Source organism: Pseudomonas sp. 8AS (assembly GCF_902506505.1).
Classification (GTDB): domain Bacteria; phylum Pseudomonadota; class Gammaproteobacteria; order Pseudomonadales; family Pseudomonadaceae; genus Aquipseudomonas.
Genome location: NZ_LR733406.1, coordinates 3,763,599 through 3,777,580, shown reverse-complemented (window position 1 = coordinate 3,777,580; position 13,982 = coordinate 3,763,599). Strand labels below are relative to the sequence as shown.

At 66.6% G+C, this 13,982-nt stretch carries 10 protein-coding genes; 8 read left to right on the top strand and 2 right to left on the bottom strand.

The window, feature by feature from the left end; translation table 11 throughout:
- Positions 1-4 precede the first annotated feature (4 nt).
- Positions 5-1,384, bottom strand: coding sequence for an exodeoxyribonuclease VII large subunit (gene xseA, locus GV001_RS17695; RefSeq protein WP_160083446.1), 1,380 nt, complete (start codon positions 1,382-1,384; stop codon positions 5-7).
- A 106-nt stretch (positions 1,385-1,490) separates the two neighbouring features.
- Here xseA and GV001_RS17690 point away from each other — a divergent pair, with 106 nt between their 5' ends.
- The 5 genes from GV001_RS17690 to tadA all read left to right on the top strand — a co-directional run bounded on the left by GV001_RS17690 (position 1,491) and on the right by tadA (position 7,466).
- Entirely contained in the window at positions 1,491-2,042 is a 552-nt protein-coding gene (locus GV001_RS17690; RefSeq protein WP_160082239.1) for a sugar ABC transporter ATPase, read from the top strand.
- 331 nt (positions 2,043-2,373) lie between these two features.
- Positions 2,374-3,843, top strand: coding sequence for an IMP dehydrogenase (gene guaB / locus GV001_RS17685; RefSeq protein ID WP_160082237.1), 1,470 nt, complete (start codon positions 2,374-2,376; stop codon positions 3,841-3,843).
- Between the two features lie 76 nt (positions 3,844-3,919).
- The gene (gene guaA / locus GV001_RS17680; RefSeq protein WP_160082235.1) at positions 3,920-5,500 is read left to right on the top strand and encodes a glutamine-hydrolyzing GMP synthase; all 1,581 of its coding nucleotides are present in this window, start codon (positions 3,920-3,922) and stop codon (positions 5,498-5,500) included.
- A gap of 119 nt (positions 5,501-5,619) precedes the next feature.
- The gene (locus tag GV001_RS17675; protein WP_160082233.1) at positions 5,620-6,987 is read left to right on the top strand and encodes a multicopper oxidase family protein; all 1,368 of its coding nucleotides are present in this window, start codon (positions 5,620-5,622) and stop codon (positions 6,985-6,987) included.
- The gene (gene tadA / locus GV001_RS17670) at positions 6,987-7,466 is read left to right on the top strand and encodes a tRNA adenosine(34) deaminase TadA (protein WP_160082231.1); all 480 of its coding nucleotides are present in this window, start codon (positions 6,987-6,989) and stop codon (positions 7,464-7,466) included. Before GV001_RS17675 ends, tadA begins: the two co-directional genes overlap by 1 nt.
- Before the next feature lie 36 nt (positions 7,467-7,502).
- Here the strand turns inward: tadA and mltF are convergent, their stop codons facing one another.
- Positions 7,503-8,981 carry a membrane-bound lytic murein transglycosylase MltF gene (mltF, locus tag GV001_RS17665; protein ID WP_160082229.1) on the bottom strand — a complete coding sequence of 493 codons (1,479 nt, stop codon included), beginning with the start codon at positions 8,979-8,981 and terminating at the stop codon, positions 7,503-7,505.
- A 160-nt stretch (positions 8,982-9,141) separates the two neighbouring features.
- On the opposite strand from mltF, the gene purL reads away from it, so the two are divergent.
- From purL to GV001_RS17650, 3 genes are all read left to right on the top strand, one after another.
- Positions 9,142-13,038: a phosphoribosylformylglycinamidine synthase gene (purL, locus tag GV001_RS17660; protein ID WP_160082227.1), complete on the top strand. Its 3,897-nt coding sequence runs from the start codon at positions 9,142-9,144 to the stop codon at positions 13,036-13,038.
- A gap of 94 nt (positions 13,039-13,132) precedes the next feature.
- On the top strand, positions 13,133-13,408 hold the full coding sequence (locus GV001_RS17655; RefSeq protein ID WP_160082225.1) for a CDGSH iron-sulfur domain-containing protein: 276 nt from the start codon (positions 13,133-13,135) through the stop codon (positions 13,406-13,408).
- Between the two features lie 177 nt (positions 13,409-13,585).
- Positions 13,586-13,903, top strand: a complete 318-nt coding sequence (locus GV001_RS17650; protein ID WP_160082223.1) for a YqfO family protein — start codon at positions 13,586-13,588, stop codon at positions 13,901-13,903.
- Positions 13,904-13,982 lie beyond the last annotated feature (79 nt).

Genomic DNA, 13,982 nt, shown 5'->3' with positions numbered 1-13,982 from the left:
GGGGTTAATCGAGCAGCGACAGGGTCACCGGTGTCAGGTGGTTGTCTTCCACCCGCACCACCAGCTCGCCCTCGCCGAGCCTGGCCTTGAGGCGCTGGCCGGGCTGGGTCTGCGCCGCGTTACGGATGGCCTGGCCGCGTTCGTCGAGGAGGATGCTGTAGCCACGGCCGAGGGTCGCCAGCGGACTGACGATATGCAGGTTCTGCATCAGGCCTTCGAGCTTCTGCCGACGCTCGCGCAGTTGGCCGAGGGCGGCGCGTGGCAGGCGTTCGGCCAGGCTGTCCAGACGCTGGCGCAGCAGGGCCAGGCTGCGCCCCGGATGCTGGGCGGCCAGGCGGGTATCCAGACGCGCCAGGCGTTCGCGGCGGTTGTGCAGCTCCTGGGCAAAGGCGCGGCGCAGGCGCATGTCCAGGTCGTCCAGGCGCTGGGCCTGCTGGCGCAGGCGTTCGCCGGGGTGGCGCAGGCGTCGGGCCAGGCCGTCCAGGCGCAGCTGTTCGTGGGCCAGGCGGCCCTGCATGCGTAGCAGCAGGCGGCGCTTGAGGTTGTCCAGGCGGTGGCGCAGGTCGCTGCTGTCCGGGGCCAGCAGTTCGGCGGCGGCGGAGGGTGTCGGTGCGCGCACGTCGGCGACGAAGTCGCTGATCGACACGTCGGTCTCGTGGCCGACCGCGCTGACGATCGGCGTTTTGCAGGCGGCCACGGCGCGGGCCACGGCTTCCTCGTTGAAGCACCAGAGGTCTTCCAGCGAGCCGCCGCCACGGGCCAGGATCAGCGCGTCGAAGCCCTGGGCGTCGGCCAACTGCAGGGCGCGGACGATCTGCGCGGTGGCTTCGCGGCCCTGCACGGCGGTGGGGATCAGGGTCAGCGCCACCTGTGGTGCGCGGCGGCGGAACACGCTGATGATGTCGCGGATCACCGCGCCGGTCGGCGAGCTGACGATGCCGATGCGCTGCGGGTGGGCGGGCAGGGCGATTTTGTTCTCGGTGCTGAACAGGCCTTCGCCGGAGAGCTTCTCCTTCAGCGCCTCGAAGGCCAGGCGCAGGGCGCCGTCGCCGGCCGGCTCCACCGAGTCGAGGATCAGCTGGTAGTCTCCGCGGCCCTCGAACAGCGAGACCTTGCCGCGCACCCTGACCGCCAGGCCGTCGCGCAGGGCCTGGCGCACCCGCGCGGCGTTCTGCCGGAACAGCGCGCAACGGACCTGGGCCTGGCTATCTTTAAGGGTGAAATAGAGGTGCCCGGAAGCCGGCTTGGCCAGGTTGGAGATTTCGCCTTCGACCCAGACTTGCGCGAACACGTCTTCCAGCAACAGCCGCGCGCGGTTGTTGAGCTGGCTGACGCTGAGCACATCGCGGTCGAGGCCGAGGCGTTGGAACGGGTCGTTGATCATGGCCGGCATGATAAAGGCTTTGCCGGGCCGGCCATAGGTCGACGGCGTTGACCGGCGCGCAGCAGTCGCTAAGCTGCGCGCCTTTGAGTGAGAGGCGGAGCCTGCCATGAGTGACAACCAGGCCATCATCGTGCCGCGTATTTCCAGCTTTCCCGGGCATGAGGGGCGGGCACGGGTGATCCTGCGCTGGCTGGCGCAGCTGGATGTCGTCGAGGAGCGGCCGAGCACCTGCGGGCGCAGTTTCAACCGCATGGCCTACGCCATCGCCCCTGGCGCACGGCGGGTGGTCGAGCAGCCGCAGCTGTTGCCTTTCGGCCAGCCGGTCAATGGCCTGGAAGTGGTGAGCAAACGCTGCATCTACACCCCGACCGAGGATTTCGCCGAGGAGGCCGGCTGCCCCGAGTGTCGCCAGGAAATAGGCCCGGCGCTGTTCGACTGCCTGGAGGAGTGGATGCCCGGGCAGACCGACAACTTCCGTTGCCCGCAATGCGGCCACGAGGACGACATCAATGGCTTCCTGTTCCTGCAGCCCTGCGCCTTTTCCAACCTGGGCTTCATCTTCAACAAATGGGCTCCGGCGACCTTCAAACAGAGTTTTCTTGACGAGTTCGCCGAGCGCCTGGGTTATCCGGTGGCGCTGGTGCGGGTTGTGCTTTGAGCGTCGGGCGATGAGCGTGCGCGGCGAAGAACCTGTTTACGATCTTCTGAATTAGAGCCAGACAAGGCGCTACGTAGTAACAGCCTTCGGCTGGTCAAAACGCCGAGGAAGCGCAGTTTACGAGCTGTAAATGAGCATGACTCGTTGCACTCGCCCTTCGGGTCGCGCTGAAGCGCGTTAGTCGTAAACGGCTTCCGAGGCCGTTTTTAACGCGGTATGGCCGCGAGTCAGGAGATCGTAAGCAGGTTCTAAGTCATTCTTTGCATTGAGTGAGTGGGGCCTGCTGGGTATAATGGCGCGCTTCCAATTTTCCCTCCCGGGAGCCCCCGCCATGCTGCGTATCAGTCAAGAAGCCCTGACCTTCGACGACGTTCTTCTTATTCCAGGTTATTCCGAAGTTCTGCCCAAGGACGTGAGTCTCAAGACCCGCCTGACCCGTGGCATCGAGCTGAATATCCCGCTGCTGTCGGCAGCCATGGACACCGTCACCGAAGCGCGCCTGGCCATCGCCATGGCTCAGGAAGGCGGCATCGGCATCATCCACAAGAACATGACCATCGAGCAGCAGGCTGCCGAGGTGCGCAAGGTCAAGAAGTTCGAGGCCGGCGTGGTCAAGGACCCGATCACCATCGAGGCCGACGCCACCGTGCGTGACCTGTTCGAGCTGACCCGACAGAACAACATCTCCGGCGTGCCGGTGCTCTCCAACGGCGACCTGGTCGGCATCGTCACCTCCCGTGACGTGCGCTTCGAGAACCGCATGGACGCCTTGGTGCGTGACGTGATGACGCCGAAAGAGCGCCTGGTCACGGTCAAGGAAGGCGCTACCAAGGAAGTCGTGCGCGATCTGCTGCACAAGCACCGCATCGAGAAGGTCCTGATCGTCGACGACGCCTTCACCCTCAAGGGCATGATGACCGTCAAGGACATCGAGAAGGCCAAGGCCTACCCGCTGGCCAGCAAGGACGACCAGGGTCGCCTGCGCGTCGGCGCGGCGGTCGGCACCGGTGCCGATACCGCCGACCGCGTGGCCGCCCTGGCCGCCGCCGGCGTCGACGTGATCATCGTCGACACCGCCCACGGCCACTCCAAGGGCGTGATCGACCGCGTGCGCTGGGTCAAGCAGAACTTCCCGGAAGTCCAGGTGATCGGCGGCAACATCGCCACCGGTGACGCCGCCAAGGCCCTGGCCGAAGCCGGCGCAGACGGCGTCAAGGTCGGCATCGGCCCAGGCTCGATCTGCACCACCCGTATCGTCGCCGGCGTCGGCGTGCCGCAGATCAGTGCCGTGGCCAACGTCGCCGCTGCCCTGGCCGGCACCGGCGTACCGCTGATCGCCGACGGTGGCATCCGTTTCTCCGGCGACCTGTCCAAGGCCATCGTTGCCGGCGCCTCCGCCGTGATGATCGGCTCCATGCTGGCCGGCACCGAAGAGGCCCCGGGCGAAGTCGAGCTGTTCCAGGGCCGTTCCTACAAGGCCTACCGCGGCATGGGCTCGCTGGGTGCCATGGCCCAGGCGCAAGGCTCAAGCGACCGCTACTTCCAGGACTCCTCGGCCGGTGCCGAGAAGCTGGTGCCGGAAGGTATCGAAGGCCGCGTGCCGTACAAGGGCGCGATGAGCGCCATCGTCCACCAGCTGATGGGCGGCCTGCGTGCCTCCATGGGCTACACCGGCTGCGCCACCATCGAAGAGATGCGCACCAAGCCGGAGTTCGTGCGCATCACCGGCGCCGGCATGGCCGAGTCGCATGTGCACGACGTGCAGATCACCAAAGAAGCCCCGAACTACCGCGTGGGTTAAGTCCACTGCATTGAATCGACACGGGGCTGACTGATCAGCCCCTTGTCATTTGTGAATTCCGCTACGAGAGACGGCCATGGCTCACCCTGACATTCACGCCCACCGCATCCTGATTCTGGACTTCGGCTCCCAGTACACCCAGCTGATCGCCCGCCGCGTGCGCGAGATCGGCGTGTACTGCGAAATCCACCCGTTCGACATGGATAACGAGGCGATCCGCGCCTTCGCCCCGCGTGGCGTGATCCTCGCCGGTGGCCCGGAGTCGGTGCACGAGGCGGGCAGCCCGCGCGCGCCGCAGGCGGTGTTCGACCTGAATGTGCCGATCTTCGGCATCTGCTACGGCATGCAGACCATGTCCGAGCAGCTCGGCGGCAAGGTTCAGGGTTCCGACCTGCGCGAGTTCGGCTACGCCCGCGTCGACGTGGTCGGCAAGAGCCGCCTGCTCGACGGCATCGAAGACCACATGGACGACGACGGCGTGTTCGGTCTCGACGTGTGGATGAGCCACGGCGACAAGGTCACCGAGATCCCGGCCGGTTTCCACATCCTCGCCAGCACCCCGAGCTGCCCGATCGCCGCCATGGCCGACGACGCGCGCGGCTACTACGGCGTGCAGTTCCACCCGGAAGTGACCCACACCAAGCAGGGCGGGCGCATCCTCTCGCGCTTCATCCTCGACATCTGCGGTTGCGCAGCGCTGTGGACCCCGGCCAACATCGTCGAAGACGCCATCGCCACCGTGCGTGCCCAGGTCGGCTCGGCCAAGGTGCTGCTGGGCCTGTCCGGCGGCGTCGATTCCTCGGTGGTTGCGGCGCTGCTGCACAAGGCCATCGGCGACCAGCTGACTTGCGTGTTTGTCGACAACGGCCTGCTGCGTCTGCACGAAGGCGACCAGGTGATGACCATGTTCGCCGAGAACATGGGGGTCAAGGTCATCCGCGCCAACGCCGAAGAGCTGTTCCTCGGCCGCCTGACCGGCGTCAGCGACCCGGAGCAGAAGCGCAAGATCATCGGTGCCAGCTTCATCGAAGTGTTCGATCAGGAAGCCACCAAGCTGCAGGACGTGAAGTTCCTCGCCCAGGGCACCATCTACCCGGACGTGATCGAGTCGGCCGGCGCCAAGACTGGCAAGGCCCACGTGATCAAGAGCCACCACAACGTCGGTGGCCTGCCGGAAGACATGCAGTTCAAGCTGGTCGAGCCGCTGCGCGAACTGTTCAAGGACGAAGTGCGCAAGATCGGCCTGGAGCTGGGCTTGCCCTACGACATGGTCTACCGCCACCCGTTCCCGGGCCCGGGTCTGGGTGTGCGCATCCTCGGCGAGGTGAAGAAGGAATACGCCGACCTGCTGCGGCGCGCCGACCACATCTTCCTCGAGGAGCTGCGCAACTTCGACTGGTACCACAAGACCAGCCAGGCCTTCGTGGTGTTCCAGCCGGTGAAGTCGGTCGGCGTGGTCGGTGACGGCCGTCGCTACGCCTGGGTCGTCGCCCTGCGCGCCGTGGAAACCATCGACTTCATGACCGCACGCTGGGCGCACCTGCCCTACGAGCTGCTGGAGAAGGTCTCCAACCGCATCATCAACGAGATCGAAGGCATCTCCCGCGTCACCTACGACGTGTCGAGCAAGCCGCCGGCCACCATCGAGTGGGAATGATGTGACCGACAAGGGCAGCGCGAGCTGCCCTTGGCGTTTCTGCCTGCGGCAATCTGCGGCTCGTCGCGCCGCTCGGGGAATGAGAAGATGTCGCAAATGCTTGGCCGATGGACATGACAATGGCTTTTACCCGCAGACAGATACTCGCCGGCCTGGCTGGCCTCGGCATTGCCGGCCTCGGCGCCGGTGGCGTGCGCTACTGGTTGGGTCGCCCTCAGAATGCCGCGAGCCATGACTATGAGCTGATCGCCGCGCCGCTCGACCTGGAGCTGGTACCGGGGCACGTCACCCCAGCCTGGGGTTACGCTGGCCAGGCACCGGGCCTGGAGCTGCGCTGCCGCCAGGGCGAGCGCCTGCGCGTGCGCTTCATCAACAAGCTGGATGAACCCACCACCATCCACTGGCACGGCATCCGCCTGCCGCTGGAGATGGACGGCGTGCCCTATGTCTCGCAGCTGCCGGTGCTGCCGGGCGAGTATTTCGACTACGACTTCATCACCCCGGATGCCGGCAGCTACTGGTACCACCCGCACACGGCCAGCAGTGAGCAGCTCGGCCGCGGCCTGGTCGGCCCGCTGATCGTCGAGGAGCGCGAGCCGAGCGGCTTCGCCCACGAGCGCACGCTGTGCCTGAAGACCTGGCATATCGACGAGCAGGGCGCCTTCAGCGCTTTCAGCGTGCCGCGCGAAGCGGCGCGCGAAGGCACCCGCGGGCGCCTGTCGAGCATCAACGGCGTGGCGCTGCCGACCCTGGAGCTGCCGGCCGGTCAGGTGGTGCGCCTGCGCCTGATCAATGTCGACAGCACCATCACCTATCGCCTCAACCTGCCGGGCGCCGAGGCACGCATCTATGCCCTGGATGGCAACCCGGTGGCGCCGCGCCCGCTGGGCAAGGACTACTGGCTGGGCCCGGGCATGCGCCTGGATCTGGCGCTCAGGGTGCCGGCCGCCGGCACCGAGCTGCCCCTGCGCAACGGCCCGTTGCGACTGGCGACCCTGAAAAGCGTGGCCAGTGCTCAGGCGGCCGGTGACTGGCCGCCGGCGCTGCCGGCCAACCCGGTCGCCGAGCCGGACTTGGCCCGGGCCGAGACCCTGCGCTTCAACTTCGAGTGGGCGGCCATGCTGGCCAGCCCGAATCAGGCGGGCCCGGCGCGTTACTGGCAGATCAACGGCCAGGCCTGGGACATCACGGACAAGGGCTGCGCCGAGCGGCCCATCGCCACCCTGAAAAAGGACGGCCACTACATCTTCGTGCTGCGCAACATGGCCCAGTACCAGCACCCGATCCATCTGCATGGCATGAGCTTCAAGGTGCTCGATTCCGATCGCCGCGACATCGTTCCGTATTTCACCGACACCTACCTGCTGGGCAAGAACGAAACGGCGCGCATCGCCTTGGTCGCCGATAATCCGGGAGTGTGGATGTTCCACTGCCATGTCATCGACCATATGGAAACCGGCCTGATGGCCGCCATCGAGGTGGTCTGATGCGCCCGATCAAGATCATCGACCGCAGTCAGGACGAGCGCTTTATGCGCGAGGCGCTGACTTTGGCTGCCGAGGGGGCGGTAAGGGGCGAAGTGCCGGTGGGCGCGGTGCTGGTGCAGGATGGCGAGATCATCGGGCGCGGCTTCAACTGCCCGATTTCCACCCATGACCCCAGTGCCCATGCCGAGATGGTGGCGATCCGCGCCGCGGCCCTCGACCTGCGCAACTATCGCCTGCCGGGCAGCACCCTGTATGTGACCCTGGAGCCGTGCAGCATGTGCGCCGGGCTGATCGTGCATTCGCGCATCGCCCGCATCGTCTACGGCGCCACCGAGCCCAAGGCCGGGGTGGTGGTCAGTCGCGGACAGTTCTTCGCCCAGGAGTTCCTCAATCACCGGGTGCTGGTCGAGGGGGGGCTGCTGGCGCAGGAGTGCGGGGCGGTGCTGAGTGCCTTCTTCAAGGCGCGGCGTTCGTCCTGATCCCCGGCCTGGATTGCATGCGGACCACGCCGGGCCTCAGAGCTGGGTGGGCTCTTCCTTGGGCAGGGTGCGGTTGACGCCCGGCACGTGGATGCCGCTTTCGGCGACCTGGGTGCCTTCCAGCTGCGGCTGGGTCACCCAGTTGAGGATGTCGTAGTAGCGGCGGATGTTGCGCACGAAATGCACGGTTTCGCCGCCGCGCGCGTAGCCGTAGCGGGTCTTGCTGTACCACTGCTTCTGCGCCAGGCGTGGCAGCATCTTCTGCACGTCCAGCCACTTGTCCGGGTTCAGGCCTTCGGCCTTGGCCAGCTTGCGCGCATCGCCCAGGTGGGCGATGCCGATGTTGTAGGCGGCCAGGGCGAACCAGGTGCGATCCGGTTCCTCCAGGTCCTCGGCCAGGCTGCCGTGGATCAGCGCCAGGTACTTGCCGCCACCCAGGATGCTCTGCCGGGCGTCCAGGCGATTGGCCACGCCCATGGCCTGGGCGGTGCCCTGGGTCAGCATCATCAGGCCGCGCACGCCGGTCTTGGAGGTGGCATCCGGCTGCCACAGCGACTCCTGGTAGCCGATGGCGGCCAGCAGGCGCCAGTCGACCTTGTGCTTCTCGGCGGCCTGCTTGAAGTGCTGCTCGTAGCGCGGCAGGCGCTGCTGCAGGTGCTTGGCGAAGGTGTAGGCGCCGACATAACCGAGTACGTCGACATGCCCGTAGTAGCGCTGCTTGAGGCGCTGCAGGCTGCCGTTTTCCTCGACCAGGGCGAGGAAGTGGTTGACCTCCTGCAGCAGGCTGTCGTCCGTGCCGCCGGCCACCGCCCAGCCCAGGTTGCTGGCGTCGCCCAGGTCGAAGGCCACGCGCACGTTGGGGAAGTACACCTGGTTCATCGCCAGTTCGTTGGAGTCGACCAGGGTCAGGTCGATCTGCCCTTCGTCGACCATGCGCAGCAGATCGACCACCTCGACGGCGGCGGATTCTTCGTACTTGAGCGCGGGCAGGGTGGTTTTCAGCTGCGCCAGCTGTTCGGCATGGCTGCTGCCCTGCAGCACCAGGATGCGCTTGCCGATCAGGTCGTCGGGGCGCGAGGGGCGGGGCTGGCCGTTGCGGTAGATGACCTGCGGGGTGACCTGCAGGTAGGGCTGGGAAAACTGCGCCTGGCTCTTGCGCCCGGCGCTGTCGACCAGGCCGGCGGCAGCCAGCTCCGGGCCGTCCGGCTGATTCAGGCGGCTGAACAGGTCGTCGAGGTTGTCGGCGGTCTCGATCTGCAGCTCGACGCCCAGGTTCTCGGCGAAGCGCTTGACCAATTCGTATTCGAAGCCGGTTTCGCCGCTGCGGTCCTGGAAGTAGGTGGCCGGGCTGTTGCGGGTGACCACCCGCAGCACGCCCTCCTTCTGGACGCGCTCGAGGGCGCTGGGCTGCTTGGTGACCTCGCCATCACCATCACAGCCCGCGAGCAGCAGAGGGATTGCGGTCGCCAGCAGCCAGGCGGCAGTGCGGATGCGCAACGCAGTTTGTGCAAACATCGGCGCAGTATACGCAAAGGCCGGCGCCTGCCATATCTCGACAGTGGTAGGGGGCTCTGCTAGGTCCGTGGCCGCCTGCCTCCTTACGGGTGCCGCCCGGCGGCGCTTTAGGCTAGAATGCACGGCCTCAAAGCACACCCCTTCCCAGAGGCTGTTCACGATGTTGATCCTGCGCGGCGCGCCCGCTCTTTCCGCCTTCCGTCACGGCAAACTGCTTTCGCAATTGACCGCCAAGGTCCCCGCCGTGACTGGTCTGTACGCCGAGTTCGCGCATTTTGCCGATGTCACCGGGGTGCTCACTGCCGACGAAGAGCAGGTGCTGGCCCGTCTGCTGCGGTACGGGCCGAGCGTGCCGGTGCAGGAGCCGAACGGCCGCCTGTTTCTCACCATTCCGCGTTTCGGCACCATTTCGCCCTGGTCGAGCAAGGCCAGCGACATCGCTCGCAACTGCGGCCTGGCGAAGATCCAGCGCCTGGAGCGCGGCATCGCCTATTACGTCAGCGGCGAGCTGAGCGAGGCCGATATCCAGGCCGCTGCCACCCTGCTGCATGACCGCATGACCCAGCTGGTGCTGAGCCACATGGAGCAGGCCGCCGATCTGTTCAGCCATGCCCAGCCCAAGCCGCTGACCGCCGTGGATGTGCTCGGCGGCGGGCGCGCTGCCCTGGAACAGGCCAACGTCCAGCTCGGCCTGGCCCTGGCCGAAGACGAAATCGACTACCTGGTGAAGAGCTTCACCGAGCTGGGGCGCAATCCGCACGACATCGAACTGATGATGTTCGCCCAGGCCAACTCCGAGCACTGCCGGCACAAGATCTTCAACGCCAGCTGGGATATCGACGGCCAGAGCCAGGACAAGTCCCTGTTCGGCATGATCAAGAACACCTACCAGATGCACAGCGAAGGCGTATTGAGCGCCTACAAGGACAACGCCTCGGTGATCGTCGGCCATCAGGCCGGGCGCTTCTTCCCCAATCCGGACACCCGCGAATACGGCGCCAGCGTCGAGCCGGTGCATATCCTGATGAAGGTGGAAACCCACAACCACCCGACCGCCATCGCCCCCTTCCCCGGCGCCTCCACCGGCTCCGGCGGCGAGATCCGCGACGAGGGCGCCACCGGTCGCGGCGCCAAGCCGAAGGCCGGCCTGACCGGTTTCAGCGTATCCAACCTGCAGATCCCCGGCTTCGAGCAGCCCTGGGAGAAGCCCTACGGCAAGCCCGAGCGCATCGTCACCGCGCTGGACATCATGATCGAAGGCCCGCTGGGCGGCGCCGCGTTCAACAACGAGTTCGGCCGCCCGGCGCTGAACGGCTACTTCCGTACTTTCGAGCAGGCGGTGAATACGCCGCGCGGCGAGGAAGTGCGCGGCTACCACAAGCCGATCATGCTCGCCGGCGGCATGGGCAACATCCGCGAAGAGCATGTGCAGAAGGGCGAGATCTCGGTCGGCGCCAAGCTGATCGTGCTCGGCGGCCCGGCCATGCTCATCGGCCTGGGCGGCGGCGCCGCTTCCTCGATGGCCACAGGCGCCAGCTCCGCCGACCTGGATTTCGCCTCGGTGCAGCGCGACAACCCGGAAATGGAACGGCGCTGCCAGGAAGTCATCGACCGCTGCTGGCAGCTGGGCGATGCCAACCCAATCAAGTTCATCCACGACGTCGGCGCCGGCGGCATCTCCAACGCCCTGCCGGAGCTGATCAACGACGGTGGCCGCGGCGGTCGCTTCGAGCTGCGCGCCGTGCCCAACGACGAGCCGGGCATGGCCCCGCACGAAATCTGGTGCAACGAGTCCCAGGAACGCTACGTGATGTCGGTCGACGCCGCCGACTTCGAGCGCTTCAAGGCCATCTGCGAGCGCGAGCGCTGCCCGTTCGCCGTGGTCGGCGAGGCCATCGCCGAGCCGCACCTGACCGTGTCCGACAGCCACTTCGGCAACAAGCCGGTGGACATGCCGCTCGAAGTGCTGCTCGGCAAACCGCCGCGCATGCACCGCAGCGTGACCCGCGAGGCGGAGCAGGGCGATGACTTCAGCGCCGCCAGCGTCGATATCGACGACGCGGTCAGCCGCGTGCTGCGTCACCCGGCCGTGGCCAGCAAGAGCTTCCTGATCACTATCGGCGACCGCAGCATCACCGGCCTGGTGGCCCGCGACCAGATGGTCGGCCCGTGGCAGGTACCGGTGGCCGACTGTGCCGTCACCGCCACCAGCTTCGACGTCTACACCGGTGAAGCCATGGCCATGGGCGAGCGCACCCCGCTGGCCCTGCTCGACGCCCCGGCCTCCGGGCGCATGGCGGTCGGCGAGACCATCACCAACCTGGCCGCCTCGCGCATCGACAAGCTGTCCGACATCAAGCTGTCGGCCAACTGGATGGCCGCCGCCGGCCACCCGGGCGAGGACGCCCGTCTGTACGACACGGTACAGGCCGTCGGCATGGAGCTGTGCCCGGCACTGGGCATCACCATCCCGGTGGGCAAGGACTCGATGTCGATGAAGACCCGCTGGCAGGATGAAGGCGTCGACAAGAGCGTGACCTCGCCGCTGTCGCTGGTGATCACCGGCTTCGCCCCGGTCGTCGATATCCGCCAGAGCCTGACCCCGCAGCTGCGCCTGGACAAGGGCGAGACCGACCTGATCCTGATCGACCTGGGCCGCGGGCAGAACCGCATGGGCGGCTCGATCCTCGCGCAGACCTACGGCAAGCTCGGCCAGAGCGTGCCGGATGTCGACGATGCCGAAGACCTCAAGGCCTTCTTCGCGGTGATCCAGGGCCTGAATGCCGATGGTCACCTGCTGGCCTACCACGACCGTTCCGACGGCGGTCTGCTGACCACCGCGCTGGAAATGGCCTTCGCCGGTCACTGTGGCCTGAACCTGTTCCTCGACGCCCTGGCCGATGGCAAGGACGACATTGCGGCGGTGCTGTTTAGCGAAGAGCTGGGCGCGGTGATCCAGGTGCACCAGGACGCCACTCCGGAAGTGCTGGCGCAGTTCAGCGCCGCCGGCCTGGGCGACTGCGTGGCCGTGATCGGCCAGCCGATCAACGGCAGCGACGTGGCCATCAGCTTCAACGGCGAGCCGGTATTCGGCGGTCAGCGCCGCCTGCTGCAGCGCCAGTGGGCCGAGACCAGCTACCAGATCCAGCGCCTGCGCGACAATGCCAGCTGCGCCGAACAGGAGTTCGACAGCATCCTCGACGAGGACAACCCGGGCCTGTCGGTGAAGCTCAGCTTCGACGTCAACCAGGACATTGCCGCGCCGTACATCAAGAAAGGCGTGCGTCCGCGGGTGGCGGTGCTGCGCGAGCAGGGCGTCAACGGCCAGGTGGAAATGGCCGCGGCCTTCGACCGCGCCGGGTTCAGCGCCATCGACGTGCACATGAGCGATATCCTCAGCGGTCGCGTCAGCCTGGAAGAGTTCAAGGGCCTGGTGGCCTGCGGTGGCTTCTCCTACGGTGACGTGCTGGGCGCCGGCGAGGGCTGGGCCAAGTCGATCCTGTTCAACGCCCGTGCCCGCGACGGCTTCCAGGCCTTCTTCGAGCGCAAGGACAGCTTCGCCCTCGGCGTGTGCAACGGCTGCCAGATGATGAGCAACCTGCACGAGCTGATTCCGGGTACCGAGTTCTGGCCGCACTTCGTGCGCAACCGCTCGGAGCAGTTCGAGGCGCGCGTGGCGATGGTCCAGGTACAGGAGTCGGCCTCGATCTTCCTGCGCGGCATGGCTGGCTCGCGCCTGCCGATCGCCATCGCCCACGGCGAAGGGCATGCCGAGTTCGAGAGCGAGGAAGCCCTGCTCGAAGCCGATCTGTCCGGCACCGTGGCGCTGCGTTTCGTCGACAACCAGGGCAAGGTCACCGAGAGCTACCCGGCCAACCCGAACGGCTCGCCGCGCGGGATCACCGGCCTGTGCAGCCGCGACGGCCGGGTGACCATCATGATGCCGCACCCGGAGCGGGTATTCCGTGCCGTGCAGCAATCCTGGCGCCCGGACGAGTGGCAGGAAGACGCCGGCTGGCTGCGCATGTTCCGCAACGCCCGCGTCTGGGTCGACTGATCGGCGCCTGCCGACTGCGGCGTCGCCCTTTCCCGTAACGCGGGGCAGGGCGGCGCTCACCGCCGCCCTGCGGCACTCGCGCGAGACGGCGGCGATGCCCGACAGCGACTCCATCCCCTCCATTCTTCCCGAGGTACGCCTGGTCAAGCCGGGTGAGACCTTGCTGCTATGCCGCTGCGGGCGCTCGCCTGCACTGCCCGATTGTTCCCCTGCCTGCAGTGATGGCTTGCACCTGCAGCCTACGCGTGAGCAACATTTGCTGCTGTGCCGCTGCGGCCGGTCGCAGCGCCTGCCCTATTGCGATGGCAGCCACAGCCCGCCGGCCGCAGGGCTCAAGGCACGCTGGCAACGCTTCACCAGGGGTGATTAAGCCGGTCTGGCTTATGGCCAACTGCTCTAACCAGAAAATGGACTATCAGGCTTTCCGAGAGTCCTATGCAGAGTTGCGAACTGTGCCACGGGTGGCAAATAAGGCAAAATGCCATTATTGCTGTGGCAGGGCGAGTCGCGAGGCTCCCGTATTCGTCGATGCACTTTGGAGAAGCGGATGTACAAGCTGTGTTTCTATGTGCCGGAAAGCCACCTGGATGTGGTCAAGACGGCGGTGTTCGCCGCTGGGGCAGGACGCATTGGCAAGTATGACAGTTGCTGCTGGCAGGTCCTGGGCCAGGGCCAGTATCGCCCGCTGGAGGGCAGCGAGCCGTACCTCGGCTTTCACGGGCAGGTGCACCAGGTGGCGGAGTGGAAGGTCGAGCTGGTGGTGGCCGACGAGCTCCTGCATGACACGGTCAAGGCCATGAAGAAGGCTCACCCTTATGAAACGCCGGCGTTTGATGTCTGGCGTTTGTCCGACCTGCAGTTCTGACGCCAAACACGGTAAACGAAGCCCCGGCTTGCATTGGCAAGCCGGGGCTTCGTGTTTTTGGCTTTGTGCGGGCCCGCGC

Coding starts and splice junctions, on each gene's coding strand:
- GV001_RS17655 (WP_160082225.1), top strand. CDS start 13,133: ATGCCCGACAGCGACTCCATCCCCTCCATTCTTCCCGAGGTACGCCTG.
- tadA (WP_160082231.1), top strand. CDS start 6,987: ATGCGCCCGATCAAGATCATCGACCGCAGTCAGGACGAGCGCTTTATG.
- purL (WP_160082227.1), top strand. CDS start 9,142: ATGTTGATCCTGCGCGGCGCGCCCGCTCTTTCCGCCTTCCGTCACGGC.
- GV001_RS17675 (WP_160082233.1), top strand. CDS start 5,620: ATGGCTTTTACCCGCAGACAGATACTCGCCGGCCTGGCTGGCCTCGGC.
- guaB (WP_160082237.1), top strand. CDS start 2,374: ATGCTGCGTATCAGTCAAGAAGCCCTGACCTTCGACGACGTTCTTCTT.
- xseA (WP_160083446.1), bottom strand. CDS start 1,384: ATGATCAACGACCCGTTCCAACGCCTCGGCCTCGACCGCGATGTGCTC.
- GV001_RS17690 (WP_160082239.1), top strand. CDS start 1,491: ATGAGTGACAACCAGGCCATCATCGTGCCGCGTATTTCCAGCTTTCCC.
- mltF (WP_160082229.1), bottom strand. CDS start 8,981: ATGTTTGCACAAACTGCGTTGCGCATCCGCACTGCCGCCTGGCTGCTG.
- GV001_RS17650 (WP_160082223.1), top strand. CDS start 13,586: ATGTACAAGCTGTGTTTCTATGTGCCGGAAAGCCACCTGGATGTGGTC.
- guaA (WP_160082235.1), top strand. CDS start 3,920: ATGGCTCACCCTGACATTCACGCCCACCGCATCCTGATTCTGGACTTC.